Origin of the sequence: Sphingomonas hankyongi, from assembly GCF_023516575.1 — a bacterium.
GTDB classification, from domain to species: Bacteria; Pseudomonadota; Alphaproteobacteria; order Sphingomonadales; family Sphingomonadaceae; genus Sphingomicrobium; species Sphingomicrobium hankyongi.
The window spans coordinates 253,320-270,396 of record NZ_JAMGBE010000001.1; the positions used below are offsets into that span (position 1 = coordinate 253,320).

14 protein-coding genes and 1 tRNA gene are annotated in these 17,077 nt (G+C 63.7%); 10 read left to right on the top strand and 5 right to left on the bottom strand.

Annotated elements, in window-relative coordinates; all coding sequences use genetic code 11:
- Positions 1–31 precede the first annotated feature (31 nt).
- Positions 32–1,111, top strand: a complete 1,080-nt coding sequence (locus tag LZ538_RS01370; protein ID WP_249830208.1) for an FAD-dependent oxidoreductase — start codon at positions 32–34, stop codon at positions 1,109–1,111.
- Positions 1,112–1,197: 86 nt separating this feature from the next.
- The gene (hslU, locus tag LZ538_RS01375; RefSeq protein WP_249830813.1) at positions 1,198–2,493 is read left to right on the top strand and encodes an ATP-dependent protease ATPase subunit HslU; all 1,296 of its coding nucleotides are present in this window, start codon (positions 1,198–1,200) and stop codon (positions 2,491–2,493) included.
- Here the strand turns inward: hslU and LZ538_RS01380 are convergent.
- Together LZ538_RS01380 and LZ538_RS01385 are read right to left on the bottom strand one after the other, a co-directional pair.
- Complete coding sequence (locus LZ538_RS01380; protein WP_249830209.1) at positions 2,490–3,746, bottom strand: hypothetical protein; 1,257 nt, start codon at positions 3,744–3,746, stop codon at positions 2,490–2,492. The two genes, hslU and LZ538_RS01380, sit on opposite strands and share 4 nt — an antisense overlap.
- A gap of 130 nt (positions 3,747–3,876) precedes the next feature.
- Positions 3,877–4,536 (bottom strand): TIGR02117 family protein, encoded by a 660-nt coding sequence (locus LZ538_RS01385; protein WP_249830210.1) that lies wholly within the window; start codon positions 4,534–4,536, stop codon positions 3,877–3,879.
- Between the two features lie 97 nt (positions 4,537–4,633).
- Here LZ538_RS01385 and LZ538_RS01390 point away from each other — a divergent pair.
- The 8 genes from LZ538_RS01390 (at position 4,634) to ligA (ending at position 12,972) form a co-directional block, all read left to right on the top strand.
- A tRNA-Pro gene (locus tag LZ538_RS01390) sits at positions 4,634–4,710 on the top strand.
- A gap of 50 nt (positions 4,711–4,760) precedes the next feature.
- Positions 4,761–5,087, top strand: coding sequence for a preprotein translocase subunit YajC (gene yajC / locus LZ538_RS01395; RefSeq protein ID WP_249830211.1), 327 nt, complete (start codon positions 4,761–4,763; stop codon positions 5,085–5,087).
- Positions 5,087–6,679 carry a protein translocase subunit SecD gene (gene secD, locus LZ538_RS01400; protein WP_249830212.1) on the top strand — a complete coding sequence of 531 codons (1,593 nt, stop codon included), beginning with the start codon at positions 5,087–5,089 and terminating at the stop codon, positions 6,677–6,679. The genes yajC and secD overlap by 1 nt, the downstream gene beginning before the upstream one ends.
- Positions 6,680–6,689: 10 nt before the next feature.
- On the top strand, positions 6,690–7,640 hold the full coding sequence (gene secF / locus LZ538_RS01405) for a protein translocase subunit SecF (RefSeq protein ID WP_249830213.1): 951 nt from the start codon (positions 6,690–6,692) through the stop codon (positions 7,638–7,640).
- A gap of 78 nt (positions 7,641–7,718) precedes the next feature.
- On the top strand, positions 7,719–8,546 hold the full coding sequence (locus LZ538_RS01410) for an outer membrane protein assembly factor BamD (protein WP_249830214.1): 828 nt from the start codon (positions 7,719–7,721) through the stop codon (positions 8,544–8,546).
- Positions 8,547–8,571: 25 nt separating this feature from the next.
- Positions 8,572–10,224: a DNA repair protein RecN gene (recN, locus tag LZ538_RS01415; protein ID WP_249830215.1), complete on the top strand. Its 1,653-nt coding sequence runs from the start codon at positions 8,572–8,574 to the stop codon at positions 10,222–10,224.
- A complete protein-coding gene (locus LZ538_RS01420) occupies positions 10,221–10,943 on the top strand; it encodes a dienelactone hydrolase family protein (RefSeq protein ID WP_249830216.1) in 723 nt (240 codons plus the stop codon). Before recN ends, LZ538_RS01420 begins: the two co-directional genes overlap by 4 nt.
- The gene (ligA, locus tag LZ538_RS01425) at positions 10,936–12,972 is read left to right on the top strand and encodes an NAD-dependent DNA ligase LigA (RefSeq protein WP_249830217.1); all 2,037 of its coding nucleotides are present in this window, start codon (positions 10,936–10,938) and stop codon (positions 12,970–12,972) included. Before LZ538_RS01420 ends, ligA begins: the two co-directional genes overlap by 8 nt.
- Before the next feature lie 3 nt (positions 12,973–12,975).
- Here ligA and LZ538_RS01430 read toward each other — a convergent pair whose 3' ends face one another.
- The 3 genes from LZ538_RS01430 to LZ538_RS01440 all read right to left on the bottom strand — a co-directional run bounded on the left by LZ538_RS01430 (position 12,976) and on the right by LZ538_RS01440 (position 16,997).
- Positions 12,976–14,271 carry an MFS transporter gene (locus tag LZ538_RS01430; RefSeq protein ID WP_249830218.1) on the bottom strand — a complete coding sequence of 432 codons (1,296 nt, stop codon included), beginning with the start codon at positions 14,269–14,271 and terminating at the stop codon, positions 12,976–12,978.
- A 114-nt stretch (positions 14,272–14,385) separates the two neighbouring features.
- Positions 14,386–16,041 carry a S10 family peptidase gene (locus LZ538_RS01435; protein ID WP_249830219.1) on the bottom strand — a complete coding sequence of 552 codons (1,656 nt, stop codon included), beginning with the start codon at positions 16,039–16,041 and terminating at the stop codon, positions 14,386–14,388.
- A complete protein-coding gene (locus LZ538_RS01440) occupies positions 16,041–16,997 on the bottom strand; it encodes a hypothetical protein (protein WP_249830220.1) in 957 nt (318 codons plus the stop codon). Before LZ538_RS01440 ends, LZ538_RS01435 begins: the two co-directional genes overlap by 1 nt.
- Between the last annotated feature and the right edge of the window lie 80 nt (positions 16,998–17,077).

The window sequence follows — 17,077 nt, forward strand, 5'->3', positions numbered from 1 at the left end:
GCGAAGCGCGGCTAGGCTCCGCGGCGTGTTGTTGGACCGCCGAACTTTTGCCGCCAGCTCGGCGGCTTTTCTTTCCGGTTGCGCCACGGTCGGCAATCGCACGCTCAGCGACTGCACGCCGCTTCCACCTGTGCTGGTCGATCAAAGCCGCGTCATCCGCACCGCCGCCGGACTGCGGCCCTATCGGCGACAAGGGTTCGTCGTTCGCCGCGAGCAGCTCGGCGACAAGTCGCTTGTGCACAATTACGGCCATGGCGGCGGCGGAATCACGCTTAGCTGGGGCAGCTCGCGGCTTGCGACCGAGCTAGGCCTTCCGGGCCATAGCGGGCCAGTCGCGGTGGTGGGCGCCGGCATCATGGGCCTTTCGACTGCAAGGCTCGTGCAAGAGGCGGGCTTCCCGGTCACCATCTATTGCGCTGCGCTGCCACCGGACACGACCTCCAACATAGCGGGCGGCCAATTCCATCCGTACGCCGTTTTTCGCGACGACATGGTCACGCCGGAGTTCAGGACCCAATTCACCCGCGCTCTGGACTACAGCTGGCGGCGGTTCCAGATCATGGTGGGGGACGATTATGGGATCCGCTGGATGCCGACCTACGTCGAGGCGCGCTCGCCGGAAGCCAAATTGCTCGAAACCTTTCCTCCGGTGAACCGGATGCTGCGACCCGCCGAGCATCCCTTCCCGTCCGAGAGCATCCTCCGCTACGACACCATGTATATCGAGACTGGCCGCTACTTGCGGGAGATGATCCGCGACGTGCAGATCGCCGGCGGAAAGATCGAGGTCCGGCGCTTCGCCTCGCCGAACGACTTGGGAGCCCTTTCCGAGCGCCTGCTGTTCAACTGCACTGGCCTTGGCTCGCGCGAACTGTTCGGCGACCAGGATCTGCATCCGGCGCGCGGGCAGCTCGCCATCCTCGAGCCGCAGCCGGAGGTCCGCTACGCCTTCACCGGCGGCCCCGGCTACATGTTCCCCCGGCCCGACGGCATCATCCTCGGTGGTACGTTTGAGGTCGACGAGTGGAACGCGACGCCGCAACCCGAGGATATCGCGCGCATCCTGTCCGCCCAGAAGAGCTTCTTCGACAGCTTCAGGTGCACCGCTTGAAGGGTAAGGCCCGGCGTCCAACATAGTTTGCTGAAATGAACTATCATGCAGCCATTCCCCAGAACGGCGGGGAGCAAGCCGAATTGCTGAAAGACAAGCTCACCCCCAAAGCGATCGTCGCCGCGCTCGATGAGCACATCATCGGACAGGACGACGCTAAACGGGCCGTCGCCGTCGCGCTGCGCAACCGCTGGCGGCGGCAACAGCTCTCGCCCGAGTTGCGGGACGAGGTCACTCCCAAGAACATCTTGATGATCGGCCCGACGGGCTGCGGCAAGACGGAGATAAGCCGCCGCCTGGCAAAGCTGGCGGATGCGCCGTTCGTGAAGGTCGAAGCAACCAAGTTCACGGAGGTCGGCTATGTCGGCCGCGACGTCGAGCAGATCGCGCGCGACCTCGTCGAGGAGGCCGTTCGCCTCGAACGAGACCGGCGCCGCGCCAAGGTCCGCGCCGCCGCTGAAGAAGCAGCCATGGACCGCCTTCTCGACGCGCTGACCGGCAAGGGATCGAGCGAGGCCACGCGGCAGAGCTTCAAGGAGCGATTCGCGGACGGAAGCCTCAACACAGCCGAAGTCGAGATCGAGGTCGACGAGGCGCCGTCAATGCCGTTCGAGATCCCCGGGATGGGCGCGCAGGTTTTCGATCTTCGGTCGATGATGGGGAAGCTCGCGGGCCAGCAGCCGCGCGCCCGTCGCAAGCTCAAGGTGCCTGACGCGTTTGCGCGCCTCAGCGACGAGGAAGCCGACAAGCGCGTCGATCCGGACGACATCAACCGCGCGGCGCTTGCCGACGCGGAGGCCAACGGGATCGTCTTCATCGACGAGATCGACAAGATCGCCGTCAGCGACGTGCGGGGCGGCTCGGTCAGCCGCGAGGGCGTGCAGCGCGACCTCCTGCCCTTGATCGAAGGGACGACTGTCGCGACCAAGTACGGACCGCTGAAGACCGACCACATCCTCTTCATCGCCTCGGGCGCTTTTCACATCGCCAAGCCCGCCGACCTGCTGCCCGAGCTTCAGGGGCGCCTTCCCATCCGCGTCGAGCTCAGCGCGCTGACGCAGCAGGATTTCGTGCGCATCCTCTCGTCGACACGCGCGAGCCTGACGGAGCAATATCAGGCGTTGCTTGGCACCGAAGGGGTCAGCGTCCAGTTCGCCGAAGACGGGATCGAGGCGCTCGCCCGCATCGCCGCCGAAGTGAATGAGGCGGTCGAGAATATCGGCGCGCGGCGGCTTCAGACCGTGATGGAAAAACTGCTCGAGGACGTGAGCTTTGACGCCGAGAACCGCCGCGGCGAGACGCTCGTGGTCGATGCCGCTTTCGTCGATGGGCAGCTTACGAGCATAGCGCGCAACGCCGACCTCAGCCGCTACGTGCTCTAGAGCCGCATCCCTGAAATTGTCCCGGCAATCCGGCACAGGGCATTCCCGGCCTCGAACTGCACCTTGAAGGTGGATCCATCGGCAGCGAATGCGCCGTTGAACGTCGCGGGGACTTCGCTCGTGAGTCCGAATTTCACCGAAATGTTGGTCGATTGCGATAATATCAGGCCTTGGACCTGCAGCATGACCGGTCCCGCGAACATCTGATTGAATTCGTTGAGCGGAATCAGGATGCCGGGCTGCGGCGTCAGTTCCAGATCCCGCTGCCAGGTGCCGCGGAGGTTGTCCTGCAAGCAGCGGCTCTCGGTCACCTGGAGCCGCGTTGAATATGTGCCGTTGATCAAGGGCGACGGCGGCACGGGCGCGGTCGGCTCGTTCGGAGAAGGCGCGGCACCCAGATTGACGGAGTCCGTGAAAATCGAAACTCCGCCTGGTTGTTCTGGCGTGGGGTTTGGGTTCTGTTCCGACCCGGCGCCGCCAGTGGGTGCGGGACGCTTCCGCTTGCCCAACGTCCTTTGCGTTTGCGGGATCGACGATTCGTAAGAATCGCTGGCATCCTTGCCCAGATCGACTTTCGGTTTCTTGCGCTTGCCGAGGGTGCGGCCTTCGGTCGAACCGGTAGCAATCGCCGCGGGTTTCGGCCCGCACATCAGGCCGAATGCATCGACGTAGCGGTCAGATCGGCCACGGATGCCGCTGGCATAGCCGCCGGCGCAATTCGATGCTCCTGTCAGGCTCCCTTCGTATCCCCCCACCAAGCCGAACGGCGAATCGTAGCCTTCAAAATGGCCTGTGCCGCGAATTTCGATTGCCCGCTGGCCGCCGCCATCACGTTGGACAAGCTCTGTGCAAATGAGCCGGATCGCACCGAGATACGGATTGCTCTCGTTCCTTGCCATGTAGGCGTCGGTGACGGCGTAGGGCACCGGGCATTGAACCGAATTGTCGATCGGGCGATCGCCTCCAAAGACCGGCCCGTAGCTCGATCCAGTCGCAAGGTTTCTTGCGTCGACGGAAGCACACATCGGCTGGATGCTGTCGAGGAGCACACCCGCGGAACCGCGAAGTCCCACCAGCACGCGGTCCGGCCCGCAACTATATTCAAAATAATGGCCCCCCGCGCCGCCATAAATTGCGCCGGCTTGAGCGCGGGCGGGCTGGGAAAAGGAAAAAGATACGACCGCGAAGCCCAAACAAGCGACTGACGACAACGTCCCCGACGCCTGAGCGCGTGCAACGAAATTCCGTGACATCGGCCTGCCCCCTTTTCGTTCGATCGACCCGTTCACCCTCTTGCAAAAGTTCCGTGCGTAAACCGATGTTATAAATGGACGATTGGGGGCGTGCGAGTCCTTCGAATCCTCAGGTCATTTGCCCGCAAATCTATTTGATCCCCGATCTGCGGTACCGCCATGTCAGCCCCTGCACGAACGGCGGCCACACGCTGGTCTCGATACCTGCCAACCGAAGGCGGCTGGCGGCCCAGGTGTTGCAGGTCTTGGCCGCGCTCGCCTTTCCAGTCGCGCGATAGAAAGCATCGCAGCAGCCGTAGCCGGGATGATCGATGCGCTGCGGCCGGCCTTCGCCGTCGAGCTCGAAATCCGCGCGGATCGCAGTCCACAGCCGCCGATATTCCTCAGGGCGCAGCCGTATCTCGCGGACGGCGTAGCTAGGGTCCGTTACATATTCGACATGCATCACCCGCTTGCCGCCGCTCAGCGCCGACCAGATCGTGCGTGGGGTGATGTCCCACCAGGTGGGCGTTTCGAGATAGACGCGCTCCTCTCCGGATCCGAATGCGATCCATTGCGCAGCGGGGTCGGCCGCTTGGAAATCGCCTCTGGAGATCAGGGGCCTCCAGTCGAGGCCCTGTGCCGAGACCGGCATGATGATGTCGGCATGGATGCCGTTATCCGCGAGATAGACCGTTGTGCCGCTTCCCGCTTCCTCCCAGCCGCGATTGACCGGAAGCACCGAGCCGACGACAGCGGCGAACAAGTACAGGGCCGGGACGGCCAAGATCGCGACGATCGCCCATCGCACTTGCTTCCATATTTTCGATTTTCGACGCCGACGACCCACACTACCTCCCGCCGCACCTTGCCTTGAATGATAGGGCTGCCTAGATGCGCCAGCCAGTCGGGGCGTAGCGCAGCCTGGTAGCGCATCACACTGGGGGTGTGGAGGTCGCTGGTTCGAATCCAGTCGCCCCGACCATCCATTCCAAGGAAAGTCGTAAGTCGGGAATGTCGGACCAAGCGATATCGATGGCCATGCTCCAGGCGGCACCCGCCGCCGAGCCGAGCGGGACGGCCGCATTCATGATTCAAATGTTCCCGCTGCTTGCGATCTTCGTCATCTTCTATGTTCTGATGATCCGCCCGCAGCAGCGCCGCGTGAAGGAACATCAGGCCGCCATTTCGGCGATCAAGAAAGGTGACGAGGTGATCACCGGCGGCGGCATTCGCGGCAAGGTCACCCGTGTGATGGACGACGATGCCGAAGTGGAGATCGCGCAGGGCGTGAAGATCCGCGTCGTCAAATCGACGATCACCGGCGTCGCGACGGGCTCTTCGAAGCCGGCAAACGACTAATGCTCGATTTCCCGCGCTGGAAAATCTGGCTGATCTCGCTCACCGTCGCGGTGGGCATATTGTTCGCAATCCCGAGCCTGGTTGCGGGAACCGTCCTGGCCCCGCATTGGCCTTCCTGGCTTCCCCAATCCAAGATCAACCTAGGACTCGACCTCGCGGGTGGGAGTCACCTGTTGCTCGAGGCTGACGCCGCCGACGCCCAGAAGCAGCGGCTGCAGGGGATGGAAGACACGGTCGCCACCGAGCTGCGACGCGCGCCGCGCGTTGAGATCGGTGAAGTTTCGACCGCCGGCGGCCGAGTATCCTTCATGGTCCGCGACCCACGGCAGGTGGATACGGCCGTGGAGCGCCTTCGCGAGATCACCCGTCCCGTCGGACTGACCGGCAGCCGCGACTGGGACGTTCAAGTCACGGACTCGACGCGCATCAACCTGATCCCGACCGCCAGCGGATCGGCACGCGCGCTGAAGGATGCGATGACGGTTGCTCGCGACGTGGTGCGCCGCCGCATCGATCCGCAGGGCACGAAAGAAATCACGGTCATCAACCAGGGCGAACGCCGTATCCTGGTGCAGGTGCCGGGCGTCGAGGACCCAGAGGCGCTTAAGAAGCTGATCGGCCAGACCGCCCGGCTGGAGTTCAAGCTGGTCGACCTCACGGCGGACCAAGGCCAGATCGCGCAGGGGCGCGCGCCCGCGGGCAGCCAGGTGCTGCCGATGGCCGACGGCACCGGAGCGATGGCCGTCAAGCGCCGCGTCATGGTTTCGGGCGACCAGCTGACCGATGCAAAGCAGAGTTTCGACCAGGACGGACGGCCGGTTGTTTCTATCACCTTCAACACGGCGGGGGCTCGGCGCTTCGGCAACGTGACGCGCGATAACGTCAACAAGCCGTTCGCGATCATCCTCGACGACAAGATCTTGTCGGCGCCGAACATCAACGAACCGATCCTCGGCGGCCAGGCGCAGATCAGCGGCAATTTCACGGTCGAAAGCGCCAATCAGCTGGCTGTCTCGCTCGCGTCGGGCAAGCTGCCCGTGAAGCTCAACGTCATCGAGGAGCGGACAGTCGGGCCCGACCTGGGCAAGGACTCGATCCACAAGGGTGCGGTGGCCAGCATCGTCGCGACGCTCGGCGTGATCCTGTTCATGCTCGTGACCTACGGCCGGTTCGGCGTCTACGCGACCGCCGCGCTGGTGGTGAACGGGCTGATGATCCTGGGCGTCATGGCCATCTTCAATGCCACCCTCACGCTGCCCGGCATTGCCGGCTTCGTGCTCACGATCGGCGCCGCGGTCGACGCGAACGTGCTGATCAACGAGCGCATTCGCGAAGAGCAGAGGCGCGGCCGCCGTATCCTCGATGCGATCGAGACTGGCTACAAGGAGGCCTCGACGGCGATCTTCGACGCCAACATCACCAATGTCATCGCCGCTGTGCTCATGTGGTACTTCGGCTCCGGCCCGGTGCGCGGCTTCGCCGTCGTGCTGATGATCGGCATCATCACGTCTGTGTTCACCGCGGTGAATTTCACCCGCATGCTCGTCGCGCTCTGGGTCCGCCGCAAGCGGCCGCGCGTACTCCATATTTGAGGCGGCCCTGATGAAGCTCCTGAAGCTTGTTCCTGACAACACCAACTTCGACTTCATGCGCTGGCGCAACATTGCGCTTGTGCTGTCGATCATCGCGACCGCCGCCAGCTTGGCCGTGGTCGGCATCAGAGGGCTGAATCTCGGCGTCGACTTTGTCGGCGGTCAGATGATCCGGACGACCTTCGCCAAGCCCATCGATGTCGAGGGTCTCCGCAGCCGGGTCGACGGGCTCCATCTCGGCGAATCAAGCATCCAGGAGTTCGGCGGACCCACCAGCTACCAGATCCGCCTGCCCAAGCCCGAAGGCGGGGAAACGGCGGCCAATCGCGCCGCGAGCCAGGTCCGCGCGATGCTCCAGAGCAATTACCCCGGTTCGCGCGTCGACGCGGTCGAGACCGTATCGGGCAAGGTCAGCGAGGAGCTCGCGCGTGACGGCGCCCTCGCCATCGCGCTCGCGATGATCGGCATCGCCATCTACATCTGGTTCCGCTTCGAATGGCAATTCGGTGTCGGCGCGCTCGTCACCCTGTTCCACGACGTGTCGATGACGCTCGGCTTCTTCTCGTTCACCCAGCTGCAGGTCGACCTCAACGTCGTCGCGGCGATCCTGACCATCGTCGGTTACTCTCTCAACGACACGGTCGTGATCTACGACCGGATCCGCGAGAACCTGCGCAAATATCGCAAGATGGCGATCATCCCGCTGCTCAACCTCTCGCTGAACGAGACGCTTTCGCGGACGATGGTGACCTCCCTGTCCATCCTGTTGGCGCTCGGCTGTCTCCTGCTCCTCGGGCCGGAGGTGATCTTCGGCCTCACGATCGCGATCTTCCTCGGCATTTTCGTCGGGACCTATTCGTCGATTTACATCTCCTCGCCGGTGCTCGTGTGGCTTGGAGTCAAGCCGGACAGCTTCCTCAAGGGCGACGAAAAAGAAGAAGCCGGGCCGCAGCCCGCCTGATCCGTTCAGCCGCGGCCAAGCTTCGCGGCGCCATGCAATGCCTTGGCCTGCCATGGCGGCCACGCTAATGAGGTTCCGATGTTCAAGTTGACCCGTTCCGCCGCCCTGTTGATCGCCTGCGGCGCCTTCGTTCCGCTCGCCGGTTGCGCCACCGACAAGAACAAGGGGGATACCTCCTACGTCGCCCGCGACGTCAATACGCTCTACGCTGCGGCCAAGCGGCAGATGGACGGCGGCGCCTATGAACAGGCTGCCAAGCTGTTCGACGAAGTCGAGCGCCAGCACCCCTATTCCGTCTGGGCGCGCCGCGCTCAGCTGATGAGCGCCTTCAATTATTACATGGCGCAAAAATATACGGATGCGATCAGCTCGGCGCAGCGGTTCGTCACGATTCACCCCGGCAATGCCGAGGCGCCTTACGCTCATTATCTGATCGCGATGAGCTATTATCAGCAGATCGAGGACGTGACGCGCGACCAGGGGATCACCCAGCAGGCGTCCGACGCGTTCGGCGAGCTGATCCGCCGCTATCCGCAAAGCCGGTACGCTTCGGATGCTCGCCTCAAGCTCGACCTGATCCGCGACCATCTCGCGGGCAAGGAGATGGAGATCGGCCGCTTCTACCAGCGTTCGGGTAACTGGCTCGCCGCGAGCCTGCGATTCCGCGAGGTCGTCGAAAAATATCAGACGACCAGCCACGCGCCCGAGGCGCTCGAACGAATGGTCGAATGCTATCTGGCGCTCGGCGTTCCCGATGAAGCGCGCAAGGCCGCTGCCGTGCTCGGCCGGAATTATCCGAACACTTATTGGTACCGGCAGTCGCTCCGCCTGATGCTGAAGCATTATCCGGGCGCCACGCCGGTCCGAGCCGAAGCTCCCACCCCGCCGCCTACCAAGGGGCAATGAGCTGGGCGCGAGGTCCCGGCACTGAATGCTGAGGCAGCTCGCCGTTCAAAATGTCGTGCTCGTCGATCGGCTCGAGCTCGAATTCGAGCAGGGCCTGAGCGTACTCACCGGTGAGACAGGTGCGGGCAAATCGATCCTGCTCGACGCGCTTGGCCTGGCGCTTGGCGCCCGCGCCGACGCGGGGCTTGTGCGATCGGGCACGGAGACCGCGACGGTTAGCGCGGAGATCGAGCTGCCACGCGCGCATGTCGCGCTAGGCCTGCTTTCCGAGCAGGGCGTCGACATCGAGCCCGACGAGCCCTTGATCGTTCGGCGCACTCTGAAGAGCGATGGTGGAAGCAGGGCTTTTATCGGTCCAAGCGCGGTCGCAGCCGGGCTGCTTCGGGAAATCGGCGCCTTGCTCGTCGAGGTTCACGGCCAGCATGACGACCGCGGACTGCTCAATCCAAAGGGGCATCGCCAGCTTCTCGACGCCTATGGCAAGCTGGACGTCGAAGGCGTCAGCGCCGCCTGGTCGCGGGTCACCGAAATAGAAGCTGAGCTTGGACGGGTCCGAGCCGAGGCTGCGCTTGCGGAGCGCGACCGCGAATGGCTCGAACATTCGAGTGCCGAGATCGAACGGCTCGCTCCAGAGGAAGGCGAGGAAGCGCGGCTCAGCGACGAACGAGCGGCAATGCAGGCAGGCATGAAGGCCGGAGAAACGTTGACCGGCCTCGACGAACTGATCGGTGGCGCGGATGGAGCGCTGGCTCAGCTTCGCCAGGCTGCGCGCCGGATCGAGCGCGGCGCGACCGAGCACCCGCTGCTTGCCGAGGCCCTGGCAGCGCTCGACCGCGCGGTAATCGAAGCCAGCGACGCCGAAGACCGGATTGCCCGCGCGGCGGACGCCCTGGTCTTCGATCCGGCGCGGCTCGAGCTCGTCGAATCCAGGCTGTTCGACATAAGGGCGCTCGCGCGGAAGCATCGCGTCGATCCTGACGCGCTCGTCGCCCTGAGCGAACAAATGAGAAGCCAGCTCGCCACGATCGAGGCCGGGAGTGAGCGAATTGATGCGCTGGACAACGCGCTGGTCGCGGCCCGCGAAGCCTATGCCGCTGCCGCCGACGATATCAGCGCGAAGCGCAGAAAGGCCGCAGCGATGCTCGATGCCGCCGTGGCGGCCGAGCTTGCGCCGCTGAAGCTCGACGCTGCGCGCTTCCGAACCGCGATTGTGCCATCCGAGCCGGGCCCTAGCGGCAGCGACCGCATCGAATTCGAAGTGTCGACCAATCCGGGCGCGCCGTTCGGTCCGTTGACGCGCATCGCGTCGGGCGGTGAACTGTCGCGCTTCATCCTCACATTGAAGGTTGCGCTGGCCGAGGCTGGAACTGCCGCAACGATGATTTTCGACGAGGTCGACCGCGGCGTCGGCGGCGCAGTGGCAAGCGCGATCGGCGAAAGGCTCGCCCGGCTCGCAAAGGCCTCTCAGGTGCTGGTCGTCACCCACTCCCCGCAGGTCGCGGCTCGCGCCGCTCATCACTATCGCATCGAAAAATCGCATGGACCGGATGGCACCCGGACAAGCGTCCATAAGCTTGCGCCGGGCGAGCGGCGCGAAGAAATCGCGCGCATGCTATCGGGTGCGTCCGTAACCGAAGAAGCGCGCGCCCAGGCGGCGAAGTTGATGGAGGCTGCATGAGCAGGGAAACACCGGTCCCGTTGGAGTTTGAAGGCGAGCAGCTGGAAGGCATATTCGTCGGTCGACGAGACGGGCAGGCCCGTCCCACCGTGATCCTGATTCCGACCGTCATGGGCGTCTCGGATCTCGAGATCGGGTTCGGGCGTCAACTCGTCGAGCTCGGGTTCAACGCTTTCGTTGCCGATCTTTTCGGGAAGAAGTTCCGGGGAAGCGCGCGCGACGTCATGTTCGGCGAGATGAACCGTTTGAAGGGCGACCGTGGCGCGCTTCGTCGACGTCTCACCACAGTGCTCGACCAGGTCCGCGGCCTCGGCGAGGTGGAGGAAGGGCGCGTCGTCGTCGCCGGCTATTGCTTCGGCGGGATGTGCGCTCTGGACGTCGCGCGCAGTGGCGCGGAGATTGCCGGCGCGGTCTCGTTCCATGGCCTCTTCGACCCGCCCGGCCTCTCGCCGGAGAAGGTCAAGGCCAAGGTCGTCGCCTTCCACGGCTGGGACGATCCGATGGTCCCGCCGGAAAAGGTGGTCGCTCTTGGGCAAGAGCTGACCGAAGCAGGCGCCGACTGGCAGATCCACGCCTACGGCAATGTCGCCCACGGCTTCACCAACCCAAAGGCCGCAGACCTCCAGATCGACGGCGTGCGCTACAACGCGCTGGCCGCGGAGCGGTCGTGGACCGCATTCATCAACTTCCTGGAGGAAGTGTTCGGCGGGGATGGCTGACACGATCAGCGAGGCCGACGCAGCCAATCGCATGATGCGGCTGGCCAGGGAGATCGCTCGGCACGACAAGCTTTACCACGACAAGGACGCGCCCGAGATCTCGGATGCGGACTATGATGCGCTCATCCGCGAAAATCGTGAGCTCGAGGAGCGTTTCCCCCATCTCGTTCGCGCCGACTCTCCGTCGAAGCGGCTTGGCGCGGTACCGAGCTCCACGCTCGCAAAGGTTGCTCATGCCCGGCCGATGCTCAGCCTGGACAACGCGTTCAGCGCTGATGAAGTGCGTGACTTTGTCGCGCGGGTGCGCCGCTTCCTAAGCCTGGCGGCGGAAGAGCCGGTCGCGATCACGGCCGAGCCGAAGATCGACGGGCTGAGCTGCTCACTTCGTTATGAGGGCGGACAGCTCGTTCTCGCCGCGACGCGGGGCGACGGCACGGTCGGCGAAGACGTCACCGCGAATGTTCGGACGATTGGCGACATCCCGCAGGTTCTGACCGACGCCCCAGACGTGCTCGAAGTTCGAGGCGAGGTCTACATGTCGAAGGCGGACTTTGCGGCGCTCAACGCGCGGCAGGAAGCCACCGGCGGAAAGGTCTTCGCGAACCCGCGCAATGCCGCGGCAGGCTCACTGCGCCAGAAGGACCCCGGCATTACCGCCTCACGCCCCCTGCGCTTCCTGGCGCACGGCTGGGGCGAGGTCAGCGAGCCGCTGGGCACGCTGCAGCTACTGGCCATGAAGAAGATCGAATCCTTCGGCTTTCCGATCAGCGATCTTCTGAAGCGCTGCGAGACCGTCGACGAAGCACTCGAACATTATGCGCGCATTGAAGCGGTGCGCGCCGACCTGCCCTACGACATCGATGGGGTCGTCTATAAGGTCGGCCGCCTGGACTGGCAGGAACGGCTCGGCTTCGTCGGCCGTGCGCCGCGCTGGGGGCTCGCCCACAAATTCCCTGCCGAGAAGGCCGAGACTACGCTCGAAGCCATCGACATCCAGGTCGGCCGCACTGGGAAGCTGACCCCGGTCGGGCGGCTGAAGCCCGTCGGCGTCGGCGGCGTGATTGTTGCCAACGTCACTCTCCACAATCGTGCCGAGATCGAACGTCTCGGCCTTCGCATCGGCGATCGCGTCCGGATACAGCGCGCGGGCGACGTTATTCCGCAGGTGGTCGAGAATCTCACCCGTGACGAGCCGCGTCCGCCTTATATTTTCCCCGACCACTGCCCTGAATGCGGCAGCGAAGCGGTCAGCGAGGAAGGCGAAGTCGATGTCCGCTGCACGGGTGGCTTAATTTGCCCTGCACAACGTTTCGAACGACTGAAACATTTTGTTTCACGAAGCGCGCTGGATATAGAGGGACTTGGCGAGAAATCTATCGCGGAATTCATAGACTTAGGCTGGCTGCATTCCCCCGCGGACATCTTCCGTCTGCACCGCCATAGCGGCGAGTTGCTTGGCCGCGAGGGCTGGAAGGAAAAGTCGGTCGAAAACTTGCTCGCTGCCATCGAGGCAAAGCGCGCGCCGGACGGTCCTCGCTTCCTGTTCGGGCTGGGCATCCGCCACGTCGGGATCGTGACCGCCCGGGACTTGCTGAAATGTTTCGGGACGGTCGAGGAATTGCGCCGCGTTGCAACCTCCGAAACGGCGCAGCCCGAACTTGCCGGAGTTGAAGGCGTCGGCCCCGTAGTCGCCGAAGCGCTGGTCGACTTCTTCCACGAGCCGCACAACCGTCAGGTTCTCGACGACTTGCTCTCGGAGGTTTCGCCCAAGCCCTTCGTGAGCGGCGCGCGTCAGACCGAATGGAGCGGCAAGACCATCGTCTTCACCGGCAGCCTCGAAACGATGAGCCGCGATGAGGCGAAGGCGCAGGCGGAACGCCTCGGTGCAAGGGCGGCGGGCTCGGTTAGCGCCAAGACGGACCTGGTCGTCGCCGGACCGGGTGCAGGCTCAAAGCTCAAGAAAGCGGAAGAGCTTGGCGTCCGAGTGATCAACGAAGAGGAATGGGCGAGGATCGTCGCCGATGCCTGATCCTCATGCCGTGGCCGGCTGCGCGATGGCGGAGTCGCGCTGAAGCGCGCGAGAGGCCATTACCGCGGCAAAGGTCAGCAATCCTGCGCCGGAAAGCAGAAGCCCAGCATATCGCAGATTGCCTGCATTGCTCATCATCTGCGCGATAATCGGAATGCAGGCGCCGCCGATCACCCCACCCGTGTTGAAGGCAAAAGCGAAGCCTGAGTAGCGCACGCGGACCGGATAGAGGCGACAGAGCCAGGTGCTGAAGGATGAATTGCTGATCGCCCAGCAAGCGTTGCAGGCGAACAGTATCGCGCCGATGATCAACAGTGATCCGGAGGCGAGTGCGGGACCGAACAGGACCCCGACCGGCACAGTGCCGAGTGCAGCGACCAGGACGTACCGGGCGTTGTTTGTCCGGTCCGCATGTGCCGCGAAGAAGATCATGAACGGCAAGGCGCAAAACAGGGCGGAGAGCTGGATAAGCAGAAACGTTTCACGATCGTAACCCAGCGGCCCGGTCCCCTGGGCGAGCGCAAAGGGACCCGCCATGTAAACCAATGCAAAGCCGCAGATTAGGCTGATGCAGCCTGTCAGGACGGCCAGCGGGCTTTCCGCGAACAGCCGAACTATCGGAATGCGTGGCGGAGCTTCCTTTGTCAGGGCTTCGCGAAACTCAGGTGTGTCGGCGACGCGTAGCCGCACCCAGAGGCCGATTGCGATCAAAACTGCACTGGCGAGGAACGGCACACGCCAGCCCCACGCCACGAAATCCTCGCCGGGCATGATGGCCCCCATGGTCAGGAGGACTGACGTTGCCGCCATATTCCCGATTGCCGATCCCAGCGCCGGCATGGTGCCGAAGCGACAGTCCCATCCCTCCGGCGCAGTTTCGATCGACAGCAGTGCCGCACCGGCCCATTCGCCGCCGAGACCAAACCCTTGGCCGAAGCGCGCAAGGCAGAGCAGCGCGGGCGCGATCCATCCAGCCGTCGCGTAGGTCGGAATGAACGCGATTGCGAGCGTGCAAATCCCCATGAGCAGCATCGTAGCGATGAGCATCGACTTGCGGCCGATCCGATCTCCGAAATGGCCGAATGTGATCGCGCCGATCGGCCGCGCAACGAAGGCGAGACCAAAGCTGACCAGCGCGAGCAATGTCTGCGCGGCTGCGGATTTTACGGGAAAGAATAATGGCCCGAAGACAAGGGCCGCTGCATATCCGTAAAGGTAGAAATCGTAATATTCGACTGCGGTGCCGACGATGGATGCAGTGAGGATGCGCCGATGCGAGCGTAACGGCTGAGTGTCCACGAATGCCCCCCATTCGCCGCCCTCAGGCACGTATACGGGTACCGCGTGGGCCGGAGCATGCGGGACGAGGACAAGTGCGTCCTCTTGAAAGACCGAGTCAAGCGAAAGCGAAGCCTAGTGCGCCCCGGACGTTCTCCGGATGAAGTCGGCGACATTGTCGTGCAGCGCGACCAGCGACGGGTGATGCGCGTAGACCATGTGTCCCGCCTCGTAATAGCGATACTCGATATTGTTCAGCAGGTTTGCGGGAACCGGAAGGTGCCGCATCTCATATTTTCCCGCGAAGTAGGGCGTGGAGACGTCGTAATAGCCGCCGTTCACCATCACCTTTAAGTCGGGGTTCTGCTTCATCGCGACGGCGAGGTCGGTAAGCACGTTCGGAAGGGCGATCAGCGGGTCGCCGGCGCCGGGCGGCTCATGTTTGTAGTCCCAATCCTCGTAGACGGAGATCCCCGACTTGAACTCGATGCCTTCCCCGTAGCGGAGCCTGTCACGAACGTAGCCATTATATGCCGCGACGTAGGCCGCGCTGATCGCCGCGCTTTGCGGGTCATAGCTCGCGACCTTGCTCAAGGGGTCGATCGTCGCGCCGAGAAAGCGCGTGTCGAGCGTCCCGACAGTGGTCGCCTGTTCGGACAGCAACTCCTTCTGGAACGCTCCATATTCGATACGCAGGTTTGTCTTGAGCAGGTAAGCGACCGGCAGACCCGTGTATGCCGAGAGCTGCCCCGCGATGCGGTCGCGCTCCGCGCTCGTCAGCTCGTTACCCTTCATCAAAGCCTGCGCGTAATCCGTGGTCGCGAATGCTTCGACCTGGCCGAGGAAACTTTGCAGGTCTCCAGCGGGCCGAGCGATCCGGTTGTGATACCAGGCCGTGGCTGCATAGGTGGGCAGGCTGACGACGTACGGCAGGTCGACGCCCGGGTTTAGCTGCGGATCGTCGGGCATCAGATCCCAGTTGAGGATATCCGAAAGCAGGATCAGGCCGCTGAGGTCCACGTCCTTGTCCTGGAGCGACAGCGCCAGCCCGGCTCCACGCATCGTCCCGTAACTTTCGCCAAACACATATTTCGGCGAGCTCCAGCGTCCGTATTTCGACAGGAATTGCGTGATGAACTGCGTGAAGGCGTCAATGTCCTGGTCGACGCCGTAGAAGCCCTTTTCCTTGTCCTTGCCCGCGATCCTGCTGAAACCTGTCCCGGGAGCATCGATGAAGACCAAATCGCTGGCGTCGAGGAGGCTCTGGTCGTTGTTGATCAGCTGATATGGCGCTGAAGTGTGCCGCTCATCGAGCGTCTGCACGCGTTGCGGCCCGAAGGCGCCCATGTGGAGCCAGACAGTCGAGGAACCGGGGCCGCCGTTGAACAGGAAGGTGATCGGCCGATCGACGGCCGGAGCGCCCTCCCTGAAATAGGCCGCATAGAACATCGAAGCCTCGGCCTTGGGCTTGTCCTCGTCCTCGTCCCCGCCCTTCGAGCTCGCCGCCGCCTCGATCGCGTCCGTGTCTTCCCATCCCTTCGAATGGACCACGAGCGTGCCGGCAACCGCACGATAAGCGATGCGCCGTCCCCCGACCGTCACGGAGCCGGTTGAGCGGACCTCCGTCGGCACGAAGAACGGCTTTGCCGGCTCCGCGTCTGCTTTCGGTTTGTCGGCTTTCGACGGTGATGCCGGCACCGACACCGCCGCCTCGGGCTTCACCGGCTTTTCGGCGACGGGCTGCGCCGTAGCGGCCTGCGCGGCCAAAGCGGCAAGGATCGCCGCGTTCATCAAGCCGCGGCTTCCTGATCCTCTTCGTCGGCTGGATCGCCATCCTCGCGGCGGAGCCAGAACATCTCGCTCGCCCAGGCGCGCAACTCCTCCGACGCATCCTTCCATTCCCAAAGCCCGCTTTCGTCGAACCGCAGGTCGCGGTCGGGATCGAAGTCGAAGGTTTTGAATTCGTTGTTGAGCTCGGTGTAGCGCCGGTTGACGAGGTCGCCATGCCACAGGTGCAGAAGGTCGCCGGGAACGACCCCGACCTTGCCGTGGACCAGATCCCTCGCTTTCACCGCCCAGGTGAAGAAGTGCTTCAGATACTTTTGCTGCGGCCCGATCATCCGGCCGATGCACGGGCTGTGCCGCATGCCGCCAACGAACGCATGGGACATCAGATGGTCGCCGCTGCAGGTGAGGCAGGCGTCGTAGAGCCCGATCTCCTCAAACAGCTCGCGCCGCGCAGCCCAGGCGAAACCGGTGTGTCCGTGCTGGTAGAATTCCCCCCCGCGCGCCACGCCGGGCTTTTGAGAATAGACCTGCGCGAAGGATTCATAGGTTTCACCGCGCCCGTCGAATGTGGTCGTTCCGCGCGGCAGGCGGACGCACCAGTCGAAGGGCTGAACCACCATGTGGGTATCGAGGGCTTCCGAAGTCAGCCTGACCCAGTCGGGATTTCCGAACAGCACGTCATTGTCGAACCAGCCGATCTTGGTGCACGATTTTGGCAACGTCGCCGCGGCGATGTTGAGCAGCCGCTCCTTCTGCCACATCAGGCCGTCGCCGCGCAGCCGGAGGACGCCGTCGCCTGCGGGAAGCTCGAACTCCTCTTCCCCGAATGCGAGCTCGGCCACGAGGACGTTCGCGCCAGACTTCTTCATCCCATCCATGAACAGGTCGAAGTTATAGCGCTTCGTCTTGTAGCGGCACGGGTTGAAGTAGCAGGTAATCACCCAGAAGTCGGAAGCCATTATACTCTCGCAATTGGAATCAATGAGAATTTCGAGTTGCTATCTGGCAGCGGCGCCTTCTCATCGCCAGCCTTAATGCT

Coding starts and splice junctions, on each gene's coding strand:
- ligA (WP_249830217.1), top strand. CDS start 10,936: ATGGCTGACACGATCAGCGAGGCCGACGCAGCCAATCGCATGATGCGG.
- LZ538_RS01410 (WP_249830214.1), top strand. CDS start 7,719: ATGTTCAAGTTGACCCGTTCCGCCGCCCTGTTGATCGCCTGCGGCGCC.
- LZ538_RS01440 (WP_249830220.1), bottom strand. CDS start 16,997: ATGGCTTCCGACTTCTGGGTGATTACCTGCTACTTCAACCCGTGCCGC.
- secF (WP_249830213.1), top strand. CDS start 6,690: ATGAAGCTCCTGAAGCTTGTTCCTGACAACACCAACTTCGACTTCATG.
- LZ538_RS01420 (WP_249830216.1), top strand. CDS start 10,221: ATGAGCAGGGAAACACCGGTCCCGTTGGAGTTTGAAGGCGAGCAGCTG.
- secD (WP_249830212.1), top strand. CDS start 5,087: ATGCTCGATTTCCCGCGCTGGAAAATCTGGCTGATCTCGCTCACCGTC.
- yajC (WP_249830211.1), top strand. CDS start 4,761: ATGGCCATGCTCCAGGCGGCACCCGCCGCCGAGCCGAGCGGGACGGCC.
- LZ538_RS01380 (WP_249830209.1), bottom strand. CDS start 3,746: ATGTCACGGAATTTCGTTGCACGCGCTCAGGCGTCGGGGACGTTGTCG.
- recN (WP_249830215.1), top strand. CDS start 8,572: ATGCTGAGGCAGCTCGCCGTTCAAAATGTCGTGCTCGTCGATCGGCTC.
- LZ538_RS01435 (WP_249830219.1), bottom strand. CDS start 16,041: ATGAACGCGGCGATCCTTGCCGCTTTGGCCGCGCAGGCCGCTACGGCG.